17 protein-coding genes and 1 pseudogene are annotated in these 17,190 nt (G+C 70.8%); 16 read left to right on the forward strand and 2 right to left on the reverse strand.

Annotated features, from left to right (window positions below; all coding sequences use genetic code 11):
* Positions 1–71: 71 nt before the first annotated feature.
* A pseudogene (locus tag ACZ6ZD_RS32605) lies at positions 72–827 on the forward strand (AAA family ATPase); the annotation flags it as partial.
* Positions 828–904: 77 nt separating this feature from the next.
* On the opposite strand, the gene ACZ6ZD_RS32610 reads toward ACZ6ZD_RS32605, so the two are convergent.
* Positions 905–1,327 (reverse strand): SitI3 family protein, encoded by a 423-nt coding sequence (locus ACZ6ZD_RS32610; RefSeq protein ID WP_465677899.1) that lies wholly within the window; start codon positions 1,325–1,327, stop codon positions 905–907.
* A 133-nt stretch (positions 1,328–1,460) separates the two neighbouring features.
* On the opposite strand from ACZ6ZD_RS32610, the gene ACZ6ZD_RS32615 reads away from it, so the two are divergent.
* From ACZ6ZD_RS32615 to ACZ6ZD_RS32655, 9 genes are all read left to right on the forward strand, one after another.
* The gene (locus tag ACZ6ZD_RS32615) at positions 1,461–1,871 is read left to right on the forward strand and encodes a DUF948 domain-containing protein (protein WP_465677901.1); all 411 of its coding nucleotides are present in this window, start codon (positions 1,461–1,463) and stop codon (positions 1,869–1,871) included.
* Positions 1,868–2,107, forward strand: a complete 240-nt coding sequence (locus tag ACZ6ZD_RS32620; RefSeq protein ID WP_171678656.1) for a DUF6167 family protein — start codon at positions 1,868–1,870, stop codon at positions 2,105–2,107. Before ACZ6ZD_RS32615 ends, ACZ6ZD_RS32620 begins: the two co-directional genes overlap by 4 nt.
* A gap of 4 nt (positions 2,108–2,111) precedes the next feature.
* On the forward strand, positions 2,112–4,781 hold the full coding sequence (alaS, locus tag ACZ6ZD_RS32625) for an alanine--tRNA ligase (RefSeq protein WP_465677903.1): 2,670 nt from the start codon (positions 2,112–2,114) through the stop codon (positions 4,779–4,781).
* Between the two features lie 3 nt (positions 4,782–4,784).
* Complete coding sequence (gene ruvX, locus ACZ6ZD_RS32630) at positions 4,785–5,243, forward strand: Holliday junction resolvase RuvX (protein WP_465677905.1); 459 nt, start codon at positions 4,785–4,787, stop codon at positions 5,241–5,243.
* Complete coding sequence (gene mltG, locus ACZ6ZD_RS32635; protein ID WP_465677907.1) at positions 5,240–6,433, forward strand: endolytic transglycosylase MltG; 1,194 nt, start codon at positions 5,240–5,242, stop codon at positions 6,431–6,433. Before ruvX ends, mltG begins: the two co-directional genes overlap by 4 nt.
* A gap of 1 nt (position 6,434) precedes the next feature.
* Positions 6,435–7,259 (forward strand): shikimate dehydrogenase, encoded by an 825-nt coding sequence (locus ACZ6ZD_RS32640; RefSeq protein ID WP_171678660.1) that lies wholly within the window; start codon positions 6,435–6,437, stop codon positions 7,257–7,259.
* A complete protein-coding gene (locus ACZ6ZD_RS32645; RefSeq protein ID WP_465677909.1) occupies positions 7,246–8,697 on the forward strand; it encodes an FAD-binding oxidoreductase in 1,452 nt (483 codons plus the stop codon). The genes ACZ6ZD_RS32640 and ACZ6ZD_RS32645 overlap by 14 nt, the downstream gene beginning before the upstream one ends.
* A 33-nt stretch (positions 8,698–8,730) precedes the next feature.
* Complete coding sequence (locus tag ACZ6ZD_RS32650) at positions 8,731–9,432, forward strand: prepilin peptidase (RefSeq protein WP_465677911.1); 702 nt, start codon at positions 8,731–8,733, stop codon at positions 9,430–9,432.
* A 90-nt stretch (positions 9,433–9,522) separates the two neighbouring features.
* Positions 9,523–11,118, forward strand: a complete 1,596-nt coding sequence (locus tag ACZ6ZD_RS32655) for an FAD-binding oxidoreductase (RefSeq protein WP_465677913.1) — start codon at positions 9,523–9,525, stop codon at positions 11,116–11,118.
* Here ACZ6ZD_RS32655 and ACZ6ZD_RS32660 read toward each other — a convergent pair.
* Positions 11,098–12,438 carry an ADP-ribosylglycohydrolase family protein gene (locus tag ACZ6ZD_RS32660; protein WP_465677914.1) on the reverse strand — a complete coding sequence of 447 codons (1,341 nt, stop codon included), beginning with the start codon at positions 12,436–12,438 and terminating at the stop codon, positions 11,098–11,100. The two genes, ACZ6ZD_RS32655 and ACZ6ZD_RS32660, sit on opposite strands and share 21 nt — an antisense overlap.
* 125 nt (positions 12,439–12,563) lie before the next feature.
* Here ACZ6ZD_RS32660 and ACZ6ZD_RS32665 point away from each other — a divergent pair, with 125 nt between their 5' ends.
* The 6 genes from ACZ6ZD_RS32665 (at position 12,564) to ACZ6ZD_RS32690 (ending at position 17,150) form a co-directional block, all read left to right on the forward strand.
* Entirely contained in the window at positions 12,564–12,764 is a 201-nt protein-coding gene (locus tag ACZ6ZD_RS32665; RefSeq protein ID WP_465677916.1) for a hypothetical protein, read from the forward strand.
* A gap of 50 nt (positions 12,765–12,814) precedes the next feature.
* Positions 12,815–14,020, forward strand: coding sequence for a chorismate synthase (gene aroC, locus ACZ6ZD_RS32670; protein WP_465677918.1), 1,206 nt, complete (start codon positions 12,815–12,817; stop codon positions 14,018–14,020).
* Positions 14,017–14,517, forward strand: coding sequence for a shikimate kinase (locus tag ACZ6ZD_RS32675; RefSeq protein WP_465677920.1), 501 nt, complete (start codon positions 14,017–14,019; stop codon positions 14,515–14,517). Before aroC ends, ACZ6ZD_RS32675 begins: the two co-directional genes overlap by 4 nt.
* Complete coding sequence (gene aroB, locus ACZ6ZD_RS32680) at positions 14,514–15,614, forward strand: 3-dehydroquinate synthase (RefSeq protein WP_465677921.1); 1,101 nt, start codon at positions 14,514–14,516, stop codon at positions 15,612–15,614. The genes ACZ6ZD_RS32675 and aroB overlap by 4 nt, the downstream gene beginning before the upstream one ends.
* A gap of 164 nt (positions 15,615–15,778) precedes the next feature.
* Positions 15,779–16,216, forward strand: a complete 438-nt coding sequence (aroQ, locus tag ACZ6ZD_RS32685; RefSeq protein ID WP_465677923.1) for a type II 3-dehydroquinate dehydratase — start codon at positions 15,779–15,781, stop codon at positions 16,214–16,216.
* A gap of 16 nt (positions 16,217–16,232) precedes the next feature.
* The gene (locus ACZ6ZD_RS32690; protein WP_465677924.1) at positions 16,233–17,150 is read left to right on the forward strand and encodes a phosphotransferase family protein; all 918 of its coding nucleotides are present in this window, start codon (positions 16,233–16,235) and stop codon (positions 17,148–17,150) included.
* The last annotated feature ends 40 nt before the right edge of the window (positions 17,151–17,190 follow it).

Genomic DNA, 17,190 nt, shown 5'->3' on the forward strand with positions numbered 1-17,190 from the left:
CCGCCGCAACCGGTGAAGCCGAGCCGGCTGCCTCCGACGCAGCCGGCACGTCGGCCTCCGCGGGAGCTGGCTCGGCCGCCTCCACCTCCACCGCAGCCGGCACCTCCGCCTCCGGCGCAGCCGGTGCTGCTGCCTCCGGTACGTCCAGCTCCGGTGGAGCGGCGGTGATCGATCTGGTGACGTTGGAGACGGCGGTTGATCGGGCTGCGGTGCGGTACGACCGGGCGGGGGATCAGCATTACGACGTGGCGTCGGCGTTGATCAAGTCGATTCGCGGGTCGGATGTGGATGCGGCGATGCATTACCTGGCGCGGATGATCGTGGCGGGGGAGGACCCGCGGTTCATTGCGCGGCGGCTGGTGATCTCGGCGAGTGAGGACATCGGGATGGGGGATCCGACGGCGCTCGGGGTGGCGGTGGCGGCGGCCGAGGCGGTGCAGCTGATCGGGATGCCGGAGGCGCGGATCAATCTGGCGCAGGCGGTGGTGGCGCTGGCGCTGGCGCCGAAGTCGAACGCGGTGATCACCGCGGTGGACGCCGCGATCGCGGATGTGAAGGCGGGGAAGATCGGGCCGGTCCCGTCGCATCTGCGGGACGCGCATTACGCCGGTGCGAAGAAGATCGGCCACGGCGCGTCGTACCAGTACTCCCACAACGACCCGCGCGGCGTCGTCAGCCAGCAGTACGCCCCCGACGTCATCGACGGCACGGACTACTACACCCCGACCCGCCGCGGCGGTGAGGCGGCGTACGCCGATCGCGTCGACGCCATCCGCAAGATCCTCCGCGACCGCAAGCAGCCCAAACAACCGAAGCCGTCGAAGTAACCGAAGGAGCCGTCTTCAACCGCGCGGTCACCACCGGAGACCGACGGGCTCGTGCGGGGGCTGATGGTCGCGTTCGGTCAGGCCTCGGGGTAGGGGAGGTTGCGGCGGGTGTAGGGCCAGGGGATGAGGGACAGGAGTTCGGGGTTCCACCAGTACCAGGAGTCGCTGAGCTGGAGTTCGGAGCCGCGGCGGAGGAGCTGGATGCGCTCGTAGTCCTGTTGCAGCATGGCGTCGCCGGGTTCGGCGGTGAGGATCCGGACGACGACGCCCACGATCTCGGCGTACTGCGGTTCCGGATCGGCCACCTTGTCGAGCCGGAAGGCGACCGAGACGTCGGATTCGCCGAGCACCAGATTGGGTGAGCTCTCGGGGTGCACGGTGATCCGCAGCCCGGTGGCGGTCCGGTGGTGGGTGAGGTACCAGACGTCCGGGACGATCAGCCAGCTGATCACCTGCGGATGCGTCGGCGTGCACAGGTGGAAGGAGTACTCGATCGCCATCGGCTCAGCGTACGGGCGGGCGGGTTTGGTGGGGGACTGTTATGTGGGGGATGGTGTCCTGGAGGTAAGTGCGGTATGGGCGCGCGATAGGGTCGCGGGGTCCACGAGTCGCAACGGAAGGTGGAGCTTTTCCATGAGCGTCGGTGAAGTCGCGGGGCTGATAGCGGCCTGCGCACTGCTCATCCTGGTCGGGCTGCTCGCCTATCCGATCCTCAAACTCGGCAAGGTGCTCGACGAGACCCGGATCATGGTCAAGGGCGTCTCCGATTCCAGCGTGCCGTTGCTCGGCGAGGTGACCAACACCGTCGCGACGACGAACGCGCAGCTGGCGAAGGTGGACACGATCACCGACAACGCGACCACCGTGACGACCAACGCGGCGGCCCTGGTATCGCTGTTCTCGGCGACCGCGGGCGGTCCGCTGGTGAAGGCGGCCGCGTTCACGTACGGCGTCCGCCGGGCGCTCGGTGAGAACCAGCGGCGCGACGTCGCCCGCCGGGTGAAGGACGAGATGAAGGCCGAGCGGAAGGCGCGGAAGCGGTGAAGCGGATCTTCTGGTTGATCATCGGGATCGCCGTCGGCGTGTACGCCGTGACCAGGCTGAAGAAGCGGGCCCAGGTGCTCGCGCCGGAGAGTGTGCAGGAGTCGGCGGCCAAGCTGGCGGCCGCCGTGCGGCACTTCGGCGACCAGGTCCGCGAGGGCATGGCCGAACGGGAAGCAGAGCTCAAGGACGCGCTGGGTATGGACGCAGCGCCGAACGAACGTGAGGACTACCGGTAACACCATGGAAACCAGTGAGATCAGGCGGCGGTTCCTGAGCTACTTCGAGGACCGCGGCCACACCGTGGTGCCGAGCGCGCCGCTCCCGTCGCCGGACCCGAACCTGTTGTTCAACGTGGCCGGCATGGCCCAGTTCGTGCCGTACTTCGTGGGTCAGCAGACCCCGCCGTACCCGCGGGCCACCAGCGTGCAGAAATGCGTCCGGACGCTCGACATCGACGAGGTCGGCAAGACCACCCGGCACGGCACGTTCTTCCAGATGAACGGCAACTTCTCCTTCGGCGACTACTTCAAGGAGCAGGCCGTCCAGTACGCCTGGGAGCTGGTCACCAAGCCCCAGAGCGAAGGCGGCTACGGCTTCGACGAGTCGATCCTCTACGCCTCGGTGTACTACGAGGACGACGAGGCGATCGACATCTGGAAGCGGGTCGCCGGGCTGCCCGACGACCGGATCGTCCGGCTCGGGATGAAGGACAACTTCTGGTCGATGGGCATCCCCGGCCCGTGCGGCCCGTGCTCGGAGATCCTGATCGACCGCGGCCCGGAGTTCGGCGCCGACCGGGACTGGGAGGCGGGCGACCGCTACCTGGAGTTCTGGAACCTGGTCTTCATGCAGAACATCCGCGGCGAGGGCGGCGGCAAGGACGGCTACCCGATCCTCGGCGAGCTGCCGAAGAAGAACATCGACACCGGCCTCGGCCTGGAGCGGGTCGCGTACCTGCTGCAGGGCGTCGACAACATGTACGAGATCGACGAGATCTTCCCGGTGATCGAGAAGGCCTCCGAGCTGACCCAGCGCAAGTACGGCGCCGAGCACGTGGACGACGTCCGCTTCCGCGTCGTCGCGGACCACGTCCGCAGCGCGCTGATGCTGATCGGCGACGGCGTCACCCCGAGTAACGAGCAGGGCGGGTACGTCCTGCGCCGGCTGCTGCGCCGGGCGATCCGCTCGATGCGCCTGCTCGGCTACGAGGACCCGTCGCTGGTCGAGCTGCTGCCGGTCAGCCTGCAGCAGATGAAGAAGTCGTACCCCGAGCTGGAGGCCGACTTCGGCCGGATCAGCCAGGTCGCGTACGCCGAGGAGGAGGCGTTCCGGCGGACGCTGACGGCCGGGACGACGATCCTGGACGTCGCCGTCAAGGACGCGAAGGCCGGCGGCGCGCACCAGCTCGAGGGCGCGAAGGCCTTCCAGCTGCACGACACCTACGGTTTCCCGATCGACCTGACCGTCGAGATGGCCGCCGAGCAGGGCCTGAACGTCGACACCGAGGGCTTCCGCTCGCTGATGAAGGAGCAGCGCGAGCGGGCCAAGGCCGACGCGCGCGCCAAGAAGGCCGGGCACGCGGACACCTCCGGTTACCGCGAGCTGCGCGAGAAGGGCGCCACCGAGTTCACCGGCTACCAGGAGCTCAGCACCGACTCCCAGGTCCGCGGTCTGCTCCGGGACGGCGTCGTCGCGAGCTCGGCCGAGCCGGGCGAGACCGTCGAGGTCGTGCTGGAGAAGACCCCGTTCTACGCCGAGTCCGGCGGCCAGATCGCCGACGAGGGCCTGATCGTGGCCGACGGCGTGAAGCTGAAGGTGCTCGACGTCCAGCGGCCGGTCAAGGGCCTGATCGTGCACCGGGTCGAGGTCGTCGAGGGCGTGCTGCGCCCGGGGCTCGACGTCCAGGCCGAGGTCGACCACGAGTGGCGGGTCCAGGCCTGCCAGGCGCACTCCGGCACCCACGTCGTGCACGCCGCGCTGCGGCAGGTCCTCGGCCCGAACGCGCTGCAGAGCGGCTCCTACAACAAGCCCGGCTACCTGCGGCTCGACTTCGCGTGGACGTCGGCGCTCGACCAGGCCACCCGGTCCGAGATCGAAGAGGTCGCGAACCTCGCCGTCCGCCAGGATCTGCCGGTCGCCGCGCAGTACATGACGCTGCCGGAGGCCCGGGAGTGGGGCGCGCTGGCGCTGTTCGGCGAGACGTACGACGAGCAGGTCCGGGTCGTCGAGATCGGCGGCCCCTGGTCGCGTGAGCTCTGCGGCGGTACCCACGTCAAGCACTCGTCGCAGGTCGGCGCCCTGACGCTGACCAGCGAGTCCTCGGTCGGCGCCGGCGTGCGCCGCGTCGAGGCCTTCGTCGGCATGGAGGCGCTGCACTACCTCGGCCGCGAGCGGTCGCTGGTCCGGCTGCTCAGCGAGAACCTGAAGACCCGCCCGGAGGAGCTGCCGGCCAAGGTCGCCGACCTCGCCGAGCGGCTGCGGGTGGCCGAGAAGGAGCTGGAGAAGGTCCGCGCGGCGCAGGTGCTGCAGGCCGCGGGTGAGCTGGCGGCCGCGCCGAAGGACGTCTTCGGCGTCCAGTACGTCGGCCACCGGGCGCCCGACGGCGTGAACGGCGGCGACCTGCGCAAGCTGGCCCTCGACGTCCGCGGCCGGATGTCCAACGACAAGCCCGCCGTGGTCGCCGTCCTGAGCGTCAACGACGGCAAGCCGGGGATCGTCGTCGCGCTCAACGACACCGCGCGCGAGTGGCGGCTGAAGGCGGGCGACCTGGTCCGGACGGCGGCCGAGCAGCTCGGCGGCAAGGGCGGCGGCAAGGACGACGTCGCGCAGGGTGGCGGCACGGACGCGACCGGTGCGGACGCCGCGCTGGCGGCGGTCGAGCACACCATCGGTCAGCTCGTCACGGGCTGACCCATGCGCATCGGCGTGCGGATCGCACTGGATATCGGCGACGCCCGGATCGGCGTCGCGCAGAGCGATCCGCACGGGATCCTGGCCACCCCGGTGGAGACGATCCGTCGTGGGCCCGGTGATCTGGGTAGGATCGCGGCACTCGTCGCCGAACTGGAGGCGTTCGAGATCGTGATCGGGCTGCCGCGCTCCCTGAACGGGGGCGAGGGGCCCGCCGCGGTGAAGATCCGGGAGACGGCGGGGCAGGTGCGGGAGCTGGTGCGAAGCGGCGACGCGGGGCCCGCGGTGCGGCTGGTGGACGAGCGGTTCACCACGGTCACCGCCGAGCGGGTGTTACGCGAGCGCGGTAAGAAGGGTTCGAAGCGGCGGGCGGTGGTCGACCAGGCCGCCGCGGTCGTGATTCTGCAGCATGCGCTCGATCTCGAGCGGGAGACCGGGAATCCACCGGGGAGGCCGTTATGAACCGACCGACGGTGGACGACGACCGCGCCGAGGGCGAGGACCTCGGCACCGGCCTCGGGCTGCGCCCGGAGAGCCGCGTGGAGCGCCGTGAGCTGCGCCGCAAACAGCGCGCCCGGCGCGGTCTGGGCTGTTTCGCGGTGATCATCTCGCTGCTGGTCGTGGGCTCGCTGGTCGCGGGCGCCGTGGTCGGCTTCGGCAAGGGCAAGGACGCGCTGGAGAAGGTCTTCGCCGCCCCGGACTACGAGGGCAACGGCGAGGGCACGGTCTCGGTGGAGATCACCAAGGGCCAGGCGACGGCGTCGATCGCCGACACCCTGGAGAAGAAAGAGGTCGTCAAGAGCGCCAAGGCGTTCGAGCGGGTCGCTCGCGAGGACTCGCGCTCGCGGCAGATCCAGGCGGCGACGTACACGCTGCGCAAACACATGTCCGCGAAGGCCGCGTTCGAGCTGATGCTGAACACGGCCGAGTCGATCCGGGTGCTCCGGATCAGCGTCCCGGCCGGGAAGACCAAGGCCGAAGTGGTCGCGATCCTGCAGAACCCGCGGTTCAAGCTGCCGGCCGGGTCGGCCGCCAAGGCGATGGGGAACCCGAAGGGCCTGGGCCTGCCGGCCTACGCGCACGCCAACGCCGAGGGTTTCCTGGCGCCGGGGACGTACGACGTCCCGAAGGGCGCCGATGCGACCGCGATCATCAAGCTGATGACCGCGCAGTACGCGAAGAACGCCGCCGCGGTGAACTTCGTGAAGACCGCGCAGAGCAAGGACATCGACCCGTACCGGGCGCTGGTCGTGGCCAGCATCATCGAGAGCGAGACGAACCGCCAGCAGGACTACGGCAAGGTCGCCCGGGTGATCTACAACCGGCTGGCCGCCGGGATGCGCCTGCAGATGGACTCGACCGTCCACTACGTGGCCGGTCGCGACGGCGGTGTGTTCACCACCGAAGAGCAGCGCGACATCGACTCGCCGTACAACACCTACAAGAACAAGGACCTGCCGCCGACGCCGATCAGCTCGCCGACCAAGGACACGCTGCGCGCCGCGGTGAACCCGACCAAGGGCGGCTGGCTGTACTTCACCCTCGTCAACCTCGACACCGGCGAGACCGCGTTCGCGCGGACGGCGAGTGAGCACCAGGCGAACGTGAACAAGCTGCGGGCCTGGTGCTCCGCGAACAAGGGCCGCTGCTGACATGACCCGTTGCGCCGTCCTGGGTTCGCCGATCGCGCACTCGCTGTCCCCGGCCATGCACCGGGCCGCGTACGCCGCGCTCGGGCTCGACTGGTCGTACGACGCGTTCGAGGTCGGGGAGGATGAGCTGCGCGGGTTCGTCGCGTCCCTGGGCGACGACGTCCGCGGGCTCTCGCTGACGATGCCGCTGAAGCGGGTCGCGCTCGATCTGGTCGACACGGTCGATCCGGTCGCCGAGCTGATCGGCGCCGCGAACACGATGCTGTTCGAGCCTGACGGTTCCCGGTCCGCGCACAACACCGACGTCCCGGGGCTGGTCAGCGCGTTCGCCGAGCGCGGGATCACGGTGGCCGACTCGGCCGTCGTCCTCGGTGGGGGAGCGACCGCCGCCTCGACGCTGGCGGCGCTGCGCGGGATGCGGGTCAGCGAGGTCACGGTCGTCGTCCGCGACCTCGGGAAAACGGAGCGGCTGCTCGATCTGGCCGCCGAGCTAGGCTTGAAAACGTCGGTCGCCGACTTCTCCCAGGTCGAGCAGATCGGCGGGTTCGACCTGTGCATCTCGACGCTGCCCGGCGGCGCGGTGGACGCGTGGGCGGACCACTTCGCGAGTGTCGCGCCGGTGGTCTTCGACGTGGCCTACCACCCGTGGCCGACGCAGCTCGCGCTGTCCGCGCACCGGATCGGTACAGAGCTGTTGAACGGGCTTGATCTCCTTGTGCACCAGGCGACCCTGCAGGTGGAGATGATGACGGGTAGGTCGCCCGCGCCGCTGGCGGCCATGAGGGCCGCCGCACGTGAGGAGCTCGACGATCGTGAGCCAGCTTGACCGCCGTACCGTTCTGAAAGCAGGCGGGCTCACCGCCGCCGTCGCGCTCACCGGCGGCACCGACGCGCTGGCGAGCGGCACCGCCGCCCCGAACTGGAACCGGTTGTCCCGCGCGCTGCAGGGCGGCAAGTTGTTCATGCCGTCGACGTCCGGGTACGCCGCGGCGCATCAGCTCTTCAACCCCCGCTGGGATGCGGTCCAACCGGCCGCGGTCGTCCGCGCGGCCCGGACGGCGGATGTCGTCACCACGATCAACTTCGCCCGGGACAACAAGCTCGTCCTGGTCCCGAAGGCCGGCGGCCACTCGTACGTCGGCGCATCCGTGCTCAGCAAGGGCATCCAGCTGGACGTCGGCGCCCTGCGCGGGATGACGTACGCGAAGAACGGCGTCCTGACCGTTGGCGCCGGGGCGCGCCTGTACGACGTGCACGCGTTCCTGGACAAGTACGGCCGCTCGCTGCCGACCGGCACCTGCCCGACCGTCGGTGTCGCCGGGCTGACACTCGGCGGCGGGATGGGCATCCACACCCGCGCGTGGGGGCTGACCTGTGACCGCCTGGTCGGGATGAGCGTGGTGACCGCTGACAGCAAGGCGCGCGCGATCTCGGCGAAGGCCGATCCGGATCTGTTCTGGGCGCTCCGCGGCGGCGGTGGCGGCAACCTGGCCGTCGTGACGTCGTTCCAGTTCGCGACGATCCCGGGCCCCAAACTCGGCTTCTTCCGGCTGACCTGGCCGGAGGCGAAGGCCGCCGCGGTGGTGGCCGGCTGGCAGGAGTTCGTCCAGAAGGCGCCGAGCACGGCCTGGGGCAACCTGCATCTCAATGCCAAGAGCAACGGAACCCTCTCGGTGCACGTGCTCGGCATCTCCACCACCGGGAACGCGGCCGCCGCGGCCGCCCAGCTGGAGTCGTTCGTCGGCGCGAAGGCGGCGACCCGTTCGATCACCGTGAAGACGCACATGGAGGCGGTGAAGTACCTCGGCGGCGGCACGACCAGCCCACGGACGGGCTTCCTGGCCGGCTCCGACGTCCTGCGCGCCCCCATGAACGCCGCCTCGATCAGCGCGCTGATCGCCACGGTGAAGGCCGCGGCCCGGGCCAAGACGCCGGCCGCCGCGATCATCGACCCGCTCGGCGGGCAGGCCGCGAAGCAGCCCACCGGTGGCGCGGCCTGGCCGTGGCGCTCGGCCCTCGGCGTCATCCAGTGGTACGTCGGGACGGCGCCGAAGCCGTCGTCCGCACAACTCAAGGCCGCGCAGACCTTCATCGATCAGGGCCATGCCGCCGTCCGCTCGTTCTCGGCCGGCGGCTACGTGAACTACGTCGAGGCCCGGCGCGGCGTCTCCACCTACTACGGCGCGAGCCTGCCGCGGCTGCGCGCGGTCAAGAAGAAGTACGACCCCGCCGGTTTCTTCCACACCCCGTACACCTTCGTCTGAGGCGCTAGTCTCGCGCCATGAAGGTGCGAGACCGTGTCGAGTGAGTGGCTGGCCGCGGCTGCCGGAGTGATCTGCTGCGGGGCGGCGGCGTCCGTCCTCGCGCCTTGGTTGTTGCGGCGGATCCCGGAGCCGGTGCTCGACGAGGGCGACACGAAGATCTTGTACGCCGAGCTGGCCGGGCCGCGATCGGCGTACTGGTGTGGTGGTCTGGCTGCGATCGCCGGGGGAGTGCTCGGCTGGTTGCTCGCTGAGGACGCCGCGCTGATCGCGTGGCTGGTGCTGGCGATCTCGGGCGCGGTGCTCGGATACATCGACGCGCGGACGCGGTTCCTGCCGTCGGCGATCATCTGGCCGACGTACGCCGTCGTCGGGCTCGCGCTGGTCGGTGCCGCGCTGGTGTCGGGGGAGTGGGACGCGCTGCGGCGGGCCGCGATCGCGGGCGCGATCGGGTTCGGCGTGTTCTACGTGCTGTGGTTCGCGTTTCCGCGCGGAGTGGGGTTCGGCGACGTCCGGTTGTCGGGGCTGCTCGGGCTCGCGCTCGGCTGGCTCGGCTGGGGTGAGTTCGCGGCCGGGCTGTACGGCGGGTTCTTCCTCGGGGCGGTGGTCGGGATCGTGCTGATCGCGGCCCGGGTGCTGACGCGGCGGGAGATGGTGCCGTTCGGTCCGTTCATGCTGGTCGGCGCGCTGGTCGGAGTCGTGGTCGGCGAGCCGCTCGGCCGCCTCTACGCCGGATAGGGGATAGACCTACTCAGCCGGTTGGCTGATGTGCGGGCACCGGGGCTCTTCGTAGGTTCGAGGCAGTCGAACCACGTGGGGAGAAAACTGATGCCGATCAGCCGTCGAGGTCTACTGGCCGGGACCGCCGTCGCCGGAGCGGGGCTCGCCGTCCCGGTCACCGCCACCGCGGCGCCGTCCGCTGGGCCGCTGTCCGCTGCCGCGGGGGAGAAGATCCGGCCGGGCGACAACCGGTACGCCGATCTGGTCCAGCGCGGTCAGAACAAGCGCTTCACCGCGCGGCCGGAGTACGCGCGGGTGATCCAGTCGACCGAGGACGCCGTCCGGGCCGTGCAGGAAGCGGTGCGGGGCGGGAAGAAGATCGCGGTCCGCAGCGGCGGGCACTGTTTCGAGGACTTCGTCGACAGCTCCGACGTCCAGGTGCTGCTCGACATGTCGACCTACGACGACGTCACCTTCGACGAGCGGTACCGCGCGTTCTCGATCGGGGTCGGCGCGACGCTGGAGAAGGTCTACAAGGATCTGTTCTACGGCTGGGGCGTGACGATCCCCGGCGGTGGGTGCCTCGGCGTCGGGGTCGGTGGGCACTTCGCGGGCGGTGGGTACGGGCCGCTGTCGCGTAAGCATGGCTCGGTCGTCGACCACTTGTACGGCGTCGAGGTGGTCGTCGTCGACGCGCGTGGCCGGGCGCGGGCCGTTGTCGCGACGCGGGACAACGCGCACAAGGATCTGTGGTGGGCGCACACCGGCGGTGGCGGCGGCAACTTCGGGCTCGTCACCCGTTACCTGATGCGCTCGGCGGGCGCGACCGGGCGGAATCCGGGCGATTCGTTGCCCAAGGCACCTACCAGCTTGCTGTCGAACATCATCGTGTACGACTGGAAGACGATCGGCCGGGCCGGGTTCGTCCGGGCGGTGCGGAACTTCTTCAATTTCTTCGAGGCGCACAACACCGCGGACTCGCCGTACGCCACGCTCTACAGCCCGTTCATCCTCTCGACGTCGTCCGCGGGCAGCTTCCTGATGTCGAACCAGCTGGACGCCGCCGTGCCGAACGCGGCCGGGCTGCTCGAGACGTTCACGAAGGCGATGGTCGCCGGGCTCGACCCGGCGCCGCAGGTCTACCCGGTCCCGGAGGGGCCGTTCCTGGGGACGACGATCCAGCGGTCGATCGCGGCCGGGCCGAGCGTGACGCGGAACAAGTGGAAGGCCGGCTACCTGCGCAAGGGGTACACCGACGCGCAGATCGAGACCATCCACGCGATGCTGACCGACACCGCGAACACCGCGCCGGAGACGTCGCTGCTGCTGATCCCGTACGGCGGCAAGGTGAACACGGTCCGCTCCGACGCGACCGCCACCGCACAGCGGGACGTCGTCGCGAAGATGGTCATCACGGTCACCTGGAACGACGAGGGCGAGGACGCCAAGCACCTGGCCTGGGCCCGCAAGTGGTACGGCGAGCTGTACCGCGACACCGGCGGCGTCCCGGTCCCGAACGCGATCAACGCCGGCTCCTACATCAACTACCCGGATGTCGACCTGGCCGACCCGGCGTACAACAAGTCCGGCGTCCCCTGGCACGACCTCTACTACCTGGGCAACTACCCCCGCCTCCGCCGCATCAAGTCCGCCTGGGACCCGCGCAACGTCTTCACCCACAAACTAGGCATCGAGCCGCTCTAGCTCCGCCGCCATCCGCAACACCACCTCCCGTCCCTCAACCCCACCCGCCAACTCCGCCGGCAACCCCGCCTCCCCATGCAAAGCCCCCAACACATTCCCGCAAATCGCCCCCGTCGAATCACTGTCCCCACCATGCGAAACCGCCAACGCCAACCCCTCCAAAACCTCCCCAACCCCTGAACAAACCAACGCCGCAAACACCCCAATAGCCAGCGCCTCCTCACCCACCCACCCCCCACCCAACCCCTCAACCCGCAACAACTCCCCACCCCCACCACCCGCCGTCCCACCCACACCCGCCCCCACGCCACCCGCCGTCCCAGCCTCGCCCGCCCCCACGCCACCCGCCGTCCCAGCCTCGCCCGCCCCCACGCCAACGGGCTCGTCGCTCATCGCACTTCCCACCTGCGCCGCCGGGGACTTGAGCCCTGCTTCGTGTCCGGCGCTGTCAGCAAACTCGACCGCCTGAGCGCCGGCCAGTCCCGCCCCCGAGCTCGCGTGGGCATCCGGCCGAGCGTCGCCCGACCCCGCCTCCCGGGTCGCGTCGCTCATCGCACTTCCCACCTGCGCCGCCGGGGACTCGAGCCCTGCCTGCTGTCCGGCGCTTGAGGCAGACCCGGCCGAACGCACGTCCGCGGCAAGCTGTCGGGCGGTGGTGAGGGCTGTGGTGGTTTCTTGGTGGGTGGGGTAGGTGGCGAGGAGGGTGAGGGTGGAGTCGAGGGCGGTGTGGAGGTCGGCGCCGGCGCAGATCTCGTGGAGGAGGGCGGCGAGGGCGCCGGAGGCGAGTTGGCCGGTGGGGTGGCCGTGGGTGAAGGCGGCTGCCTCGACCGCGCCGTCGAAGGCCTGCTTCGCGGTGATACCCGCGAGCAGACCGTACGGCGCGACCCGCATCACCCCGCCGCAGCCTTTCGAGTCGTTGGCCGCAGGCTGGCCGATCCGGCCGGAGCGGGCTGCGGTGAGGGCGGACAGGCAGGTGTTACCGGGGGCCCGGCGGGCGTAGAGCATGGGCTCGGCAGCCAGGCCGGACGCCGAAGCGGGCGGGGCGGGGAGCAGTTGGGTGTCGAGCCAGCGGTCGTACGCCGAAGCGACCTCGACCCCGCCGCCCCGGAGGATGCCCTCGGCGGTGAACAGCGTCATCTGGGTGTCGTCGGTGATCGAGCCGGCCGGCCACCCCGCCGTACCGCTGACGAAGGTCCGCAATCGCCCCGGATGCGCGGCGAGAATCGTCCGTCCGCTGTCGAACTCGACCGGCGCTCCGAGCGCGTCCCCGATCGCCCCGCCCAGCAGACACCCACGTACTCGCGAAGCCCTCGAAGTCATGGCAGGACCCTATCCATGGTGGTGCCAGCGCTACCCCCAAGACGGGATCCACCGCCAGTTCCCCGGCGTCGGCGAACTTCTACGGTCGGAGGACAGGGAAAACGACCGCCAAGGGAGCGCACCGAATGAACACCGGAATCCGCCGCAACGCCGTCCGGCTGGCGGCCGCCGTCCTGGCCACGACCGCGCTCGGGGGCGCCGCGATCGCCGGGGCGTCGGCGGCGACCGCGGCCACGAGTTGCGACTCGTCGCCGATCGTGAAGACGTTCGACACGGTGCTCAAGGTCCGCAACGGGTTCGACGCCGAGTCCCCGACCTGCCGCTGAGCGGTGAGACCGGCGTCCGGCGGCCCGGGCGGGCGTGGGAGGATGGCGGCATGCTGCGCTGGCTCACCGCCGGCGAGTCGCACGGACAAGCGCTCGTCGCCGTACTCGAAGGTCTCCCCGCTGGGGTTCAGGTCACCACGGATGACGTGGCCGACGCGCTGGCGCGCCGCCGGCTCGGTTACGGCCGCGGCGCCCGGATGAAGTTCGAGCGGGACGAGGTGACGTTCCTCGGCGGCTTCCGGCACGGCGTGACGATGGGCAGCCCGGTCGCGATCCAGGTCGGGAACACCGAGTGGCCGAAGTGGCAGCAGGTGATGAGCGCGGACCCGGTCGATCCGGAGACGCTGGCCAACCTGGCCCGGAACGCCCCGCTGACCCGCCCGCGCCCCGGTCACGCCGACCTGGCCGGGATGCAGAAGTACGGGTTCGACGAGGCCCGGCCGGTGCTCGAGCGGGCCAGCGCGCGGGAGACCGCGGCGCGCGTCGCGCTCGGCGAGGTCGCGGCCCGCTTCCTGCGGCAGGCGTACGGCGTGACGATCGTCAGCCATGTCGTCGAACTCGGCACGGTCAAGGCGCCGTACGGCGTGATCCCGGAGTACGCCGACGTCGCGAAACTCGACGAGGACCCGGTCCGCTGCCTGGACGCCGACGCGAGCAAGCAGATGGTGGCCGAGATCGACGCCGCGCAGAAGGCCGGTGACACCCTCGGCGGCGTCGTCGAGGTCGTCGTCGACGGCCTCCCGCCCGGCCTCGGCAGCTACGTGCACTGGGACCGCCGCCTCGACTCCAAGCTGGCCGGCGCCCTGATGGGTATCCAGGCGATCAAGGGCGTCGAGCTCGGCGACGGCTTCGAGCTCGCCCGGACGCCGGGTTCGAAGGCGCATGACGAGATCGTCGCCGAAGGCGGTACGGTCCGCCGGACCAGCGGCCGCTCCGGTGGTACCGAGGGCGGGATGAGCACCGGCGAGACCCTGCGGGTCCGGGCCGCGATGAAGCCGATCGCGACCGTGCCGCGGGCGCTGCGCACGATCGACACCAGCACCGGTGAGGCCGCGGCCGCGCATCACCAGCGCTCCGACGTCTGCGCCGTCCCGGCCGCCGGGATCGTCGCCGAGGCGATGGTGGCGCTGGTGCTGGCCGAGGTCGCGCTGGAGAAGTTCGGCGGCGACTCGGTGACCGAGACCGCCCGGAACCACACGTCGTACCTGGCCGCGCTGCCGACGACGATCACGCCGCGGGAGTGGACCGAGCAGTGAGCCCTGTCGTCGTCCTCGTCGGCCCGCCCGGTTCGGGTAAGTCGACCATCGCCGCGCTGCTCGCCGAGCGCCTGCAGGTCCCGCACCGCGACACCGATCAGGACGTCGAGTCCGGCGCCGGCAAGGCGATCTCGGACATCTTCGTCGACTCCGGCGAGGCGCATTTCCGCGCGCTGGAGCGGGCCGCGATCGTGGCCGCGCTGACCGGTGACGGCGAGGTGCTGTCCCTCGGCGGCGGCGCGATCCTGGACGCCGCCACCCGCGCGGACCTGGCCGGGCACACCGTCGTCTTCCTCGACGTCAGCCTCGGCGAGGCGGCCAAGCGGGTCGGCCTGTCGGTCGCCCGTCCGCTCCTGCTCGGCAACGTGCGGACGCAGCTGCGCACGCTGATGGAGGCTCGGCGTCCGCTGTACGCCGAGGTCGCGAAGCTCACCGTCGAGACCGACGGCAAGACCCCCGACGAGATCGCCACCGAGATCCAGGAGCACCTCGCATGAGCGCGGACACCACGCGGATCCGGGTCGACGCCGCGGCGCCGTACGACGTTGTCATCGGCAACAACCTGCTGGCCGAGCTGCCCGGGCTGCTGGGCGAGGGGGTGCAGCGGGTCGCGGTGATCCACCCGCGGGCGCTGCGCTCGACCGGTGACGCGATCCGCGACGACCTGACCGGCTCCGGTTTCACCGCGCACGCGATCGAGATCCCGGACGCCGAAGAGGCGAAGTCGGCCGAGGTGCTGGCGTACTGCTGGACGGTGCTCGGCCAGGCCGGGTTCACCCGGTCCGACGCGATCGTCGCGGTCGGCGGCGGGACGACGACCGACCTGGGTGGCTTCGTCGCGGCGACCTGGCTGCGCGGGGTCAAGTTCGTGACGATCCCGACGACGCTGCTCGGGATGGTCGATGCGGCGGTCGGCGGGAAGACCGGGATCAACACCGCCGAGGGCAAGAACCTGGTCGGCGCGTTCTGGGAGCCGGCCGGGGTGCTGTGCGACCTCGCCGCGCTGGAGACCCTGCCCCGCAACGATTACGTCAGCGGCCTGGCCGAGGTCGTGAAATGCGGTTTCATCGCCGACCCGGTCATCCTCGACCTCGTCGAGAAGGACCCGGCCGGCGCCTCGGCCCCGGCGTACGCCGCGACGGCGGAGCTGATCGCCCGCTCGATCCAGGTCAAGGCCGACGCGGTCGGCGCCGACCTCCGCGAGCGGACGACGGTCGCCGGCGGCGCGATCGGCCGCGAGGCGCTGAACTACGGCCACACCCTCGGTCACGCGATCGAGCGCCTGGAGCGCTACAAGTGGCGGCACGGTGCGGCGATCAGTATCGGCATGGTCTTCGTCGCCGAGCTGGCCCGCGCGGCCGGCCGCCTCGACGACCCCACCGCCGACCGCCACCGCGCCGTCCTGGAGTCCCTGGGCCTGCCCACGACCTACCGCGCCGACGCCTGGTCGCACCTGCAGGACGCGATGAAACTCGACAAGAAGACCCGCGCCGACCGCCTGCGCTTCGTCGTCCTCGACGCCCTCGCCAAACCCACCATCCTCGAGGCCCCCGACCCCACCCTCCTCCTCGCCGCCTACAGCGAAATCACCTGACCGTCGGCACACCGCCAGCTCCGCTCCGCCCGCCCCCCGGGCTTCCCCCCCGGCCACCGGGCTCCCTTGCCCCCGTCCACGGCGCGGCTGCTTGCGGGCACTCCGTCTTGTTCTTGGGCGATGCCGAAGGCGAGCCCGGCACACGGCGGACTAAGGTGAGTGGTGTGACGGAGCGCGTGCTGGTGCTGAACGGGCCGAACTTGGGGCGGCTGGGGTCGCGGGAGCCGGAGAAGTACGGCTCGGCGACGTACGCCGAGGTCGCGGCCGAGTGCGAGAAGCTCGGGGCGGAGCTGGGGTTCGCGGTCGAGGTGCGGCAGACCGACGACGAGGCCGAGCTGGTCGGCTGGCTGCACGAGGCGGCCGACGGCAAGATCCCCGTCGTGCTGAACCCCGCGGCGTTCACCCACTACTCGTACGCGCTGCGCGACGCCTGCGCCCAGCGGACGGCGCCGCTGATCGAGATCCACCTGACCAACCCCGCCACCCGCGAGGAGTTCCGGCACACCAGCGTCGTCGCCGGCGTCGCCACCGGCACCATCGCGGGTTTCGGCCTGGACTCCTACCGCCTCGCCCTGCGCGCGCTCACCACGCTCCCCGCCTGAGCCAAACTCGATGCCAATGACCCCGGGCACGTATCACGAAGACCTGCCGATCGGGGTCCTGGACGACGTGGCCCGGGTCGTCGGGGCCGAGGTGACTCTGGCCAACCGCCTCCCTGGAGGCTTGGACGTGGGCGCACTACGCGTCCGGGTGACCGGTAGGACAGATGGGGTGCTCAAAGCCTGGCGCCGCGCGGGTCCCGACCAGATGCGCGAGGTGTTGCGGGCGCAGCGAGTGATCGCACATATGCGTCGGCAGGGTTATCCGACCCCGGCTTGCCTCGGCGTAGGCGCGACCGCCACTCATGTCTGGACTCTGGTGGACTTCGTCGACGCGACACCCGCGCCGGAGCTGACGCTGTCCATCGTCGAGCAGCTGATGGCGATCAACGAGCTCCAGGCCGGCCAAGCCTCCGAGCCCTACGACCACTGGTCGTACGCCTGGCGGCTCGCGACCGGCCGGGAGTCCGGCCAGGACTTGGCTCCGAGTCTGTCGAAGGCCGTCGCCGAGCTGTCCGGCTATTCGGCCGAGGTGTCGGCCATGGTCGATCGCATTCGGCAGCTGTGCGCCGACGTCCCCGCACCACGCGAAGCACCCGACATGGTGCATGCCGATCTCAAGCCCGACAACGTCCTGGTCCGCGACGGAGCGGTGGTGGCCGTCGTGGACATCGGGAACGCCGGCAGCGGCACCCGCGCGACCGATCTGACCACCCTCCAGTGGCACACCTTCCAGGACCCGCGTCTGGACGGCGCGCGCGGCCGGCTGCGGGCGCGAATCCTCGATCTGGTCGGTTGGGAAGGAGCGGCCGTCCTCGTGGCGACGCAGATCCTGCTTCAGATCGAATGGCAGGTGCGGCGCGTGGATCACGACCTCGTTCCCGGGGTGATCGAGCGCGGTCACCGCGCCCTCGACGAGCTGCAAGCGCTCCGCTGACCGAACCGGTCGGAATTTCGGCACAACCAATCTGCCCGTT

Source organism: Kribbella sp. NPDC104218, from assembly GCF_055584105.1.